General features: G+C 29.2%; 9 protein-coding genes. 3 read left to right on the plus strand and 6 right to left on the minus strand.

Features of this window, described 5'->3' with window-relative positions; genetic code table 11:
- Positions 1-238 precede the first annotated feature (238 nt).
- The 4 genes from dtpA to QE177_RS08170 all read right to left on the minus strand — a co-directional run bounded on the left by dtpA (position 239) and on the right by QE177_RS08170 (position 4442).
- A complete protein-coding gene (dtpA, locus tag QE177_RS08155) occupies positions 239-1702 on the minus strand; it encodes a dipeptide/tripeptide permease DtpA (RefSeq protein ID WP_280548605.1) in 1464 nt (487 codons plus the stop codon).
- Positions 1703-2774: 1072 nt separating this feature from the next.
- Positions 2775-2978, minus strand: coding sequence for a hypothetical protein (locus QE177_RS08160; protein WP_280548607.1), 204 nt, complete (start codon positions 2976-2978; stop codon positions 2775-2777).
- 339 nt (positions 2979-3317) lie between these two features.
- On the minus strand, positions 3318-3644 hold the full coding sequence (locus QE177_RS08165) for a hypothetical protein (RefSeq protein ID WP_280548609.1): 327 nt from the start codon (positions 3642-3644) through the stop codon (positions 3318-3320).
- Positions 3645-4232: 588 nt separating this feature from the next.
- A complete protein-coding gene (locus QE177_RS08170) occupies positions 4233-4442 on the minus strand; it encodes a cold-shock protein (protein ID WP_026822729.1) in 210 nt (69 codons plus the stop codon).
- 507 nt (positions 4443-4949) lie between these two features.
- Here QE177_RS08170 and pagP point away from each other — a divergent pair.
- Positions 4950-5555, plus strand: coding sequence for a lipid IV(A) palmitoyltransferase PagP (gene pagP / locus QE177_RS08175; RefSeq protein WP_280548613.1), 606 nt, complete (start codon positions 4950-4952; stop codon positions 5553-5555).
- A gap of 56 nt (positions 5556-5611) precedes the next feature.
- Here the strand turns inward: pagP and QE177_RS08180 are convergent, their stop codons facing one another.
- A complete protein-coding gene (locus tag QE177_RS08180) occupies positions 5612-6976 on the minus strand; it encodes an amino acid permease (RefSeq protein ID WP_280548615.1) in 1365 nt (454 codons plus the stop codon).
- Positions 6977-7633: 657 nt separating this feature from the next.
- Here QE177_RS08180 and QE177_RS08190 point away from each other — a divergent pair.
- A complete protein-coding gene (locus tag QE177_RS08190) occupies positions 7634-8026 on the plus strand; it encodes a helix-turn-helix domain-containing protein (RefSeq protein ID WP_280548619.1) in 393 nt (130 codons plus the stop codon).
- A gap of 590 nt (positions 8027-8616) precedes the next feature.
- A complete protein-coding gene (locus tag QE177_RS08195; RefSeq protein WP_280548621.1) occupies positions 8617-9276 on the plus strand; it encodes a lytic polysaccharide monooxygenase in 660 nt (219 codons plus the stop codon).
- A gap of 215 nt (positions 9277-9491) precedes the next feature.
- Here QE177_RS08195 and QE177_RS08200 read toward each other — a convergent pair whose 3' ends face one another.
- Positions 9492-10952: a sodium:alanine symporter family protein gene (locus tag QE177_RS08200; RefSeq protein WP_280548623.1), complete on the minus strand. Its 1461-nt coding sequence runs from the start codon at positions 10950-10952 to the stop codon at positions 9492-9494.
- Positions 10953-12146 lie beyond the last annotated feature (1194 nt).

Raw genomic sequence — 12146 nt, forward strand, 5'->3', positions numbered from 1 at the left:
TTTTTAACCAAAAGGTTTGAATAATATATATGTGATCAGGCTCGTTATTATGTTGATTAACTAACACAAAAACGTTAATTTTTTACCAAAAAATTGCTTAATCAAACTAATACTTACTTTCCAAAAATTTCTATCTAAATTGATATGATAATGCAAAAGCAATCAATTATCTGAATTTATAATAATAAAAAGCTATTGAACAGATGTTCAATAGCTTTTTATATATAAATTATCTAATTTATACTTGTGTCATACGATTAAGTAACGGCGCTGTGAGCAACATAATTAATGCAATAACTGCTGTTACTATGCCTATCTTCATGAAAACATCACTATATATGCCTAATGATATTAAAGGGCTTAATGATTCCCCTTGAGGCGTTGCAGTCATAGAAGCAATAAAACCTGCAATAAAAGCAGCGGCTGAGCTGGTTAAAAACCATGAACCCATAATAAATCCCATCAAACGTTGAGGTACTAGCTGTGCGACCATTGCTAGTCCCAAGCCAGAAATCATCAATTCACCAATACTTTGTAATCCATAAGACAGTACTAACCAATTAACAGAAACAATACCTGCTTCATTAGCAAACTTAGCACCTAGGGGTAATACAAGAAATGCAGTTGAACAAAGTACCATTCCGATTGCAAATTTATGGGGCATTGGTAAATTATCCCCCATCTTATTATATATTGATGCAAGAATCGGACTAGCAAGCATGATCCAAAGTGGGTTCAAAGCTTGGTATTGCGCTGGCTCAATACTAATACCCAAAATATTATGTTCTACATTATGTATAGCAAAGAAATTTAACGACGTTGGCATCTGACTATATAGTACAAAAAATACAACTGCCTCTATCATTAAAATAAATGCTACAACCATTTTTCGGCGAGCTGCACCTTTTAATGCAATAGTTTCCTTAACAAAAACAATTATAATAAAACAAGAAATGATTGCCAGGGCGGCTCTTGCCACAGCCATATTATGCAATAACCAATTAGAAAGTATAATGAGTGCCACTATACCGATAATAGTAAATAAATATTTAGAAAATTCTATTGATTGGAAATCAGGTTTAGAGCCATAGTCTTTAACCCAATTTTTACATAACAAGAAATTAACTAAAGTAATAATTAGACCAATCACACTCAGTGAAAATGCAATATCCCAACCATAGTGCTTTGCCAACCAGGGTGTGGCCAACATAGAAAAAAATGAACCGATATTGACAGCCATGTAATACATCGTAAATGCACCGTCGAGACGTTGATCATTTTTATCATAACAAGTGGAAAGTAACGAAGAAGGATTTGCCTTAAATAAACCATTACCAACTGCAATAGTTGCTAACCCAAGATACACTAATAAAACATCGTGACTAGAATAAGCAATAAAAGCATAACCGACAATAAGTACGATAGCACCTAATATGATAACCCTTTTAGTGCCTAATACCTTATCACCTAACCATCCACCAATTGCAACAAAACCATAAACTAATGCAGTGAAAGCAGAAAATAATATAAAAGATTGAGCTTCGGACATTCCTAACATTTGAGTTAAATAAATTGTCAAAATCCCCTGTAAACCACTGAAGCCAAATCTTTCCCATAGCTCAATTGAAAAAATGAGATAAAAAGAACGTGGTTGTTTGAAAGCATTCAAACTGATATTCTTGGTATTATTCGTTGTGGACACAAGTTACCTCTATACAGCCAATACGTTTATATGCACATGCATGAATCATCACCGTGTACTTTGTAGTTATAAATTAAAACATCAAATAAAAGCTAAACAATCCCAACAGTGATCACGGTTAATTTGTCAATTACTACATAATCATGCGATCACCATCATTTATAACACGCTGTTTTCATACTTTTAACAACGCGGGATGAAAACTAATATAGCAAATATTTCAATAAGTTAAGACTTTTGAATACACTTGATATTCTGTTTTCAACATCTCACTTTTACATAAGTAAACGAAGCATAAATAGCAATATACGCCATTTATGCATAAAAAATAAAGAATTAATTATTATCAAAGTATAAGAATAGGTAAAATTTAGCAGAAATATGACTATCAACTAATATTTTAGTTTCCATTTGAAATTAAATTTAATGTTAAAGAATTTAAATTATATAATGATAAACTTATGTTTTGTAAGAATGTTATTTTATTGAAGACAATGCATTGATCAATTGGAATATAATACTTGAAAAAATCAACATCATTATTTTTCAACAATTTATAAAATAATAATGTAATTACTAAAAATTTATAATAAATATTTGATTATATAAGAATGAATGGAAAATATTGTATTTAATAAATACAAACCAGTATAAGTTGTATATCATACTACTTAAAAAACATACACACAATAATAGTTAAATATTATTTTTAAACTAAATAATGCTTTACCTAAATGCTCTTACATAATTTTTAAAATTAGATGAATATTAATTATAAAATAGCGTTACTGATTAAGTACAATATCAAATATAAATAATAGTATTAATGTTAATAACTATATATTTTATAAAATATCTTATATTAGATAAAATATATTAATAAATTTAAACTATCAGTTTATTTTCTAGCAACAAAAATATATTCATTAAAAGTAAAATAAAGTAATAAACGTACTATAAATTTAAATCAATTAATACTCAACATTAAAAATTTTTATTATAAGGAAGGAATTTTTAAACCAATTTATATTTAAAATAAATATATCATTTTTATACAAAAATCAATTAATTATTATTGCAGGATTTTATCACTTTTATGCTTTATGCTTTCTTGCTGAAATTTAATTATTTCTATACACATTGGCAATATTCCAGCCAATTCTGCTAATAGGTCATTAGATTTGCACGAATAAGATGATTTGGAAACTATTTGGATAGCAAGATCATAAGCCATTGACTCTAATGTATATTTTAGGCTTTCATTACGCTTCATCATAAATGATTATCCACTTTAGTTAATTTACTAATTATAAGCATAATCTATAAATTTCAATTTTAAAAATTTTATTTTTTAAAAAATACAGATATACTTTTTTGCAAATAAAAATTAACAAAACAAAAACAATTTATTTAATATGAAACATTTATTTAAATCTGGCAGAAATAATAATTTTGCTAATTTCTATTTGCAAAAACTTTAAAATTACTCATTGAAAATAAAATTAATTTCCAAAACAATTAGAATTAATTTAATGCCATAAATTTTTATATGTAACTTAATTTTTAAAAAAGCGCCGATTAATTTGAATAACAATAACAGCGCTAATATTCAAAATTAATGAGAGTTTTCCTTTAATTCTGCCAAACAAGACTCAACAATGCTTACCATATTTTGCTCAACTTCTGGCGGCGTATAACCCTTATCTTTCAATTGCTTATCTAATTGTATAAACTTATTTATACCATATTTTTTAACTATTTTATCAAACGCACAATTACACACATCAGTGATAGTACTTATATTAACTTCATTGCCTCTTGCAGAACTAGTACAATACTTAACAAAATTATTCTTGTATGCTCCAATCTTAGGCTTCTCATCAGAGCACGCTGAGGCGAATAAAACTTGTATCATAAGTAAAACCCCTAAAAATTTCTTCATAAAATAGTTAAAACTCCAATTTTATTTTAATGACCAGCATCATTTTTACAATCAATTAACAAATGTTGTTTTTTATTTTGCTTAAGTGAATTTTAATCGCATGAGTGATAGTAAATACTTGATATCTAATTAAGATTAGATTTATATGATAACTATTTTTTACCTTATTTACTACTAATTATAGCCTTGATTTTTCTTTTTAATAACATAATTTCAGGGGAAAATTTAACATAACGACAAAAAAACAAGTTACGAATTACGAATTACGAATTACGAATTACGAATTACGAATTACGAATTACGAATTACGAATTACGAATTACGAATTATGAATTATGAATTTAATTCAATTAGTATTAAATAAAAATATTCATTAAATCTTTTTTTATTTAAATATAGTTGATATTTTTATAGAAATTGCATTATACCAATAATAACTATATAATTTAAAACATAATAAAAATTCAATTTATTATTATCTATAAAACTCATCCTGTTATATTCAGGATGAGTTAAAACATCAATATTGCCAATAAAATAAATTATCTTACCATTAAGTAATCCATAACTTATCATTTTTAATAATAATCAAATAATCGTTACATTATTAGCAGCGGAACCCTTACTGCCTTCTTGAATATCAAATTCAACCTTCTGACCTACTGTCAATGTTTTAAAACCATTAACATCAATAGCAGTATAATGAACAAATACATCTTTACCACCACCTTCCGGTGTAATAAAACCAAAACCCTTTGTCTCATTAAACCACTTTACTGTACCAGTGATCTTTGTCATTTTTTGTCCTTTAATACTATAAATTAATTTTTGAATAACACAACAGATATTAAACAATATATTATTACTGCTTATATTTGTGCTATTACATACTTTATTTACAATCGCAAATTATTTTATATCTCAGAGCTATTAGTTACTTTAAAAATTAACAGTGGAAAACCTTTTTCTCTACTTTCTATCAAGAAAATAAAAAAATTACAATAAAAAATGCGTATGCAACCTTAGCTATTTCAATTACAAATTCAATAGTTTTAATAGCTTATACATTATGCATTCTTAAATTTAGAGATTGAAATTATATTCATAAACTTGTTATATAAACCTATAATAATTAATTCTATTCTTAATATTGAGCACATTGCTTTACTATTTTCATTTTTCCTTTATTATTAGTTATAATGCTAAAATAAAAAACTTAAATAATATCAAATTAATTCTATATTTCTAACCATATTGGAGGAATATGAATATTTGTTACCTAATAACTGAATTTTGGACTCTAGAATGAATCTAAAACGATTTATTAATATTGTTTCAGTTGGTATGTTAGTTTCCTGCTGCATATTTCCAACTTATACAATAGCGATATCTAATTCAGCTAACCATATTGATACAAGCAGTAATAAATCTTTCTCCCTAGGAGAAAGATTTACTTATAATATTAATAAGACATGGAATTCTTATCATTATGAAATTTATTTCCCTTTTTTAATTTGGCATAACCGATTAACTTATGATAATAAAAAAATTTCCGGCTATAATGAAACTCCTTGGGGATTAGGTATAGGTAAATACCGCTTTGATCAAAATGGTAATTGGCATTCTATCTATGCTATGGCTTTTGCTGATTCTCATAATAAAGTGCAGCCCATAGTTGGATATGGATTTCAAAAAGTTTGGCGACCAAGTAATCTTAATGAATTTCGTATTGGAGCAGGTTTTACGCTAAGCATAACCGCCAGAAATGAACTTTGGTATCTCCCCCTACCATTACCACTCCCAATTGCTTCTATTGAATATAAGCAATTATCAATCCAAGCAACATATGTGCCTGGAACATACAATAATGGTAATGTGCTTTTTGCTTGGATACGCTGGCAATGGAAATAAACTTTTTAGGTTTTATACTAATACCCTGGTATAAACCAGGGCTACCGGTTATTATTTTACCAATTAGATTTATTTTCTTTTCTAAATTTTGTGAATAAAAATCCTATCCATAAAAACATAATCCAAAATGGCATAAGAATGACTGAAATACGAATTCCATCCGTCATTAAAATGATAATTAAAATAAGAAATAAAAAAACTAAACAGAGATAATTACCAAATGGATACCATAATGCTTTAAATTTAGGTTCAACACCTTCTTTTATTTTTACCGCTCTAAATTTTAAATTAGAAATACAAATCATAACCCAGTTAATTACTAAGGTTGTCACAACTAACGACATTAGTAATTCTAGCGCTTTACCATCTAATAAATAGTTGATTAAAATACCGCCCGAGGTTGCTAGCGCTGAAATAGCAATCGATACTATAGGAACACCACGCTTAGTCACTGTATTTAAAAAATGTGGGGCGTTACCTTGCTTTGCTAAACCATAAAGCATACGACTATTACTATATACGCCACTGTTATAAACTGATAATGCCGCGATTAAAACAACAATATTCAAGGAATTAGAAACAAATTTATCGCCAATATCATGAAAAATAAGTACAAACGGGCTTTCACCACTGACTACATTTATCCAAGGATACAGTGAGAGCAATACAAATAAAGAACCAATATAAAAAATTAAAATACGATAAACAACTTGATTAGTCGCTTTAGGAATACTATGTGTCGGATTTTCCGCCTCCGCGGCTGTTATGCCAACCAGCTCTAATCCACCAAAAGAAAACATAATAACTGCCATTGCCATTACCACTCCAGTAACGCCATTAGGAAAGAATCCCCCATATTGCCAAAGATTTGCTACCGATGCTTGTGGGCCACCTTTTCCACTAATTAGCAGATAGCAACCGAAAATAATCATTGCAATAATTGCTAATACCTTAATGATTGCAAACCAAAATTCTGTTTCACCATATAAACGTACATTCGTAAGATTGATTAGATTGATCACAACAAAAAAGAATGCAGCTGAAATCCAGGTTGGAATATCCCACCAATATTGAACATAAATACCTGCCGCAGTCAGTTCAGCCATACCAACCAAAATAAACATTGCCCAATAGTTCCAGCCAGATAAAAAACCAGCAAAAGATCCCCAATATTTATAAGCGAAGTGACTAAAAGAACCAGCAACAGGTTCTTCAACAATCATCTCTCCTAATTGGCGCATAATTAAGAAAGCAATAAATCCACCTATTGCATAACCTAATAAAACAGATGGCCCCGCCATATTTATAGTTTGTGCAATTCCTAAAAAAAGTCCTGTTCCAACAGCACCACCAAGTGCAATCAATTGAATATGTCTGTTTTTCAACCCGCGCTTAAGCGTTTGCCCAACTTGTTCCGCCATAATTAAACCTTCATTTTATTCTAATTTCCTAATATTTTTATCAATGCAAACCTTAACTAAAAGCGCATGTCAAAACTATTAATTAAAACATTAATTTCTTTTCAAGCCTATATTAAATCATTAAATCAGATTAAAACTCTATTAATTTTAGTTAAAATGGTAAATAACCAGTTATTTTACAGATACCAATGGTAAAATTTCCACCATTTTGATCTTGGTCACAATAACTGTCTAATGCGACTAAATATAAAAATAAGCAGAGTAAAACGATCATAATCGCAATTACTATTTTTTTTAATTTCAATATCTAACCCTTTTCATATTTTTAATAGCACACAAGATAAAAAACAATTAATATGTCACTATATGTAAAAAATCAAGTCACTAACTACAGTAACCATAGTGTCATTGCTGAAATCAATAAAATCTCTTTATTAATTTATTGTCCATGCTGTTAATCAGTTAACTGCCGAAGTCGAAAACAATTATTATAGATAAAAAATGGCTTAAACACTTACTGATAAAGAGATAAACTGTTCACTTTAAAGATTAACATAAGTTTTTATATAAATTATTTAAACATCCAGCTTCCGAACTTTGTCATCCCTAAAAAAAGTTGTGTATACTTCTTTAACCTATAACTAGTATGATATCAGAATGCTACAAGATACCCACTTAGCACTTGTTTGCGAATTAAGTAAATGGATCGAAGAACACATAGGAAGGATAATCTACCTGGAAGAGCTTGCCGCTTACTCAGGTTATTCTCTTTGGCATATGCAAAAAATTTTTAAAGAAATCACAGGAATTTCACTTGGTAAATACATTCGGCAACGTCGTCTTGCCAAAGCGGTTAATCTTCTGAGAAATAGCTCTAAAGCTATTTTTGATATTGCGTTAGATTTTGGCTTTGGTTCGCAATCACATTTCACCTATATGTTTCGTAAAGAATTTGGTATTACACCTTACGATTTCCGGCAAGACCCTAATATTAAATTAGAAATCAAGGAACCACTACATTACATTTACCAACAATCATCAAACATTTAACCAAAAGGAAGAATTATGTTAATCAACCTAGTGATAACTAAACAAAACTTGAATCAATAGTCCATTTAAAAATGGTTATTATAGATGCTAAGATAAAATGACATAAATCTTCAGCTACTTTATTTTAATTTAGCATCTTTTATTGATGTTCAATATAGATTTACTGTTGAGTGCAAATAATTACTACACCTTTTGTATTAATTTATATGCAATATATTATAAACATATAATTTTTTAACCAAAATATACCTATCTTTTGATAATAATGAATTACAATTAATTAAAATAAAATCAGAGTAAATAAATCACAAAAATCTTCTTACTAAAGACAATATTATTATATTTATATCAATTTTTAATATATAACTTAAATTTAACATCGTGAGCTTTAATTATCATTTCCAGATTAAAGAAAATAAAAATTTATAACAATTTGTAAGTAAATATAAATTTTATTCCTTTTATTTATCACTATTTAAATAATTTTATCTATTCAGCCTAAACAGAAAATTATATTCTATCCAATGTGTTTATATATCTAGTTTTAGAAGTGACCACACTTAACCATTCAATAAATTTCAGGAGACATTATGCCTAATAATTTTATCCAGAATAATGGGGAAACATTAGATAATATTCAGCCTGCTCATGGTAGGATTATAATCCCCGCTTCCCGCGGACACTTTGCTTCGATAAATGGCTGGTGGGGATTAGGGTGGGAAACTAATGAGTTAGAAGGAGGAAAAAACTTTCCAGAAACCAAAAGTGGGCCTTGTATACGTGAACCATCAGACGTAGCAAGTAGTACGCCGCCAAAAGATGGGTTAATCGTCAGTGGTGGAAGAACTGGAGAAAGAGCTTACTTAAATTCCACGGATAATGAATTAATTGCCGAAGGAAAGATAGCCTGGCCTAAGCACCCAGTTCCAAAAAACGGTTTACAGCACTTTATATGGGAATACACACAACAACATAAAACACGTGGTTATGTAGCTTACATTACTAAGGATGGCTGGGATACAACAACACGATTAACTCGTAACCATTTTGAACTGACACCTTTTTTCGAAGATATTTCACCTGATGTCCCATTCTGGTCATATGATTTGCCAGTAAAATACGAACATGATATTCAATTACCTGTGAATAGAAAAAAAGGTCATCATGTTGTTGTACTGTTATGGATTATTGCTGATACTGGCATGGCGTTTTATCAAACCTTTGATTTTGATTTCGACAAACAAATTTAACTAATATCATAAAAACTAACTGAAATACTTAGATGGATTATCTAGTTTTTGACAGATAATTTATAAAAAATAAACTTTTTTATTTTATAAGATTACAGTAAAACATTACTCTATTTTAATTTTGTCACAAATATATTATTGATAAAAAAATAAATAAAAATTTAGATGACTCTAGCGATAAAAACCTTCTTATACGAAGGTTTTTATTATATTAGCTAACTATTAGCGCCACGTTCATTCCATTGTTTTAAATTGTCCTTTTCCCAAATACCATCCTCTACCTGTTTTTTAATATCAGGATAGGCATCTATATCAAATGTAGGTAATTTGCCAGCTTTGCGTTGTTGGTTGTAGTCTTTGGTAAGTTTAAACGCAATACCTGAAAGCATTAATATTGCAATTAGATTTGTTAACGCCATCAAGCCCATCGAGACATCAGCCAATTTCCAAACTAAGGGCATTTCTGCCATTGAGCCAAAAATAACCATTCCCAAAGTAGCGAGCCTAAGAATATATAATCCGGCCGTATGGTTATTTTCTAAAAAAACCATATTACTTTCTGCATAAGCATAATTTGCAATAATTGAAGTAAAAGCAAAGAAAAAAATAGCTATTGCAATGAAAATCGCTCCCCAATCACCAACAGCTGAAGACAGCGCTCGCTGGGTTAATTCAATTCCACTAATAGTGGCTTCAGCACTATCTAATGCACCAGAAGAAATAATAATAATTGCCGTTGCGCTACAAATTACTAAAGTATCCATAAAAACACCTAGCATCTGCACATATCCTTGCGATGCGGGATGTGGAGGGTAAGGTGAAGCTGCCGCCGCTGCATTTGGCGCTGACCCCATGCCTGCCTCATTTGAAAATAGGCCTCGCTGTATTCCTTGTGTCATCGCTTGTGCAACACCATAACCAACTACGCCGCCAACAGCTTCTTGCAAACCAAAAGCATGTTTAATGATCAGTAGAAAAACATCTGGCAAACGTTCAATATTATTACTCATCACCCAAAATGCTAATATCAAATAAGCGATTGCCATTATAGGAACAACGAGTTCGGCCACCCGAGCAATTGAACGTAGTCCACCAAAAATAATAATGCCACAAATTATTGCGAGCACAATTCCTACGTAAAGAGGATTAAAACCAAAAGCAACGGCTGTTGCCTGGGCAATTGAATTAGCTTGAACAGAATTGAATACTAGACCAAAAGCGATGATAAGAAAGATAGAAAAAAGTACTCCCATCCAACGCATTTTAAGCCCTTTCTCCATATAGTAGGCGGGGCCACCACGATAATTTCCTTGATCATCTTTTGTCTTATATAACTGTGCCAATGTGCTCTCGGCAAAAGAGGTAGCCATACCAACTAAAGCAACAAGCCACATCCAAAAAATGGCCCCGGGCCCTCCGGCAGTCAATGCAATAGCTACACCCGTAAGATTTCCAGTTCCAACTCTAGCTGCTAGACTTGTACATAAAGCTTGAAAAGAAGATATACCTGAACTATCTGATTTATTACTATTTTTCAGTATAGTAAACATATGCCCAAAATGGCGGAATTGAATAAGACCAGTGCCTAACGTAAAATAGATACCTACTCCAAGCAATAAATAGATTAATACACCACTCCAGAGAATATTATTAAAATTGTCTATCAGTTCCGTCAAAACATTTCCCCTTATCTGTACTAATAAAAACTGTCCAATAAATCAAATACACTAATAAATAATACTAAACCTTTATTAAAAATGACCCTTTTATTTGTATAAATTTCACTCTTTTATTGAAAAGTAATAACATTACTAAGCAGTAAAACTGCCTTAAAATGTAACATAAACATCCTCTTTAGGTAACCTTTTTATTTTAAAAGTGAGAATTATGATTAGCTACAAACCGACAATATAACAAAAAGGTAAATAAAGATATTTGTCAATTTGCTGAGTTTTAATGTATATGAACAATTATGTCAGCATCTAGTAAATCATAGCGATATTAGATATCAATAATTAAATTATCTTCATATTTTTATAGATAGTAGTGGATATATTTAATATTAACTCTATAACTGTATTAATTATTCATATTAAATTTCATCTAAATAAGAATAATATTAAATAATCAACTAATTAATTATAATTACTAATGTAATTTAATTTATCAGCCAAACTAAATATATTATTTAACTATAACCTAAATCTCATTTTTCGCAACTTATTCATCAAGTTTATTTTAACCTTTTATTTTCTAGTAATATTTTTATATTTAGCGGTAATAAAATCACCAATCATCTATTTTATATATTAAAAGCTTTAATAATAACTTTATTAAAATAAATTATTAATGGTTTTTTAATAGAAAAGCAGCTAACTGTTTATTATTTTATTAATAAGTTATTTAATATATTATCACTATATTATTTATCTAATATTATTTTTACTAGTAATAAATTTCCTAATATCTCAGAAAAACATGTGATCCTTTTTATAATCTTTTATCCAGTATTTTTAACTATTGTAATTGTTATTTTTTGCCATAATTTATTTTAGTGAAACCATCATAGCCTGACATTACTTTAATAACAATTAATAACCCGCATTTCATCACTAAAACATCCAATTAATCACACTAAAAGTGTGACTCGGATCCTTAATACTGACAAATTCTCTGCTAAAACGAAAAACATTAAATGAAAGCTCAACAAAATGAAATAACTTATCTTTTATGTACAATACTACTTTTTATCTTGTCGCTATTTGTCTAGAATTACTGAGCCAAATAATGGCATTTAACTTTCATTTTAGCGAGGTATTTCTATCGAAATGCATTAACCAAAAATAAGGAGAATATTATGTTTTTGTTAA

It is taken from the genome of Arsenophonus sp. aPb (assembly GCF_029873475.1).
Lineage (GTDB): Bacteria > Pseudomonadota > Gammaproteobacteria > Enterobacterales > Enterobacteriaceae > Arsenophonus.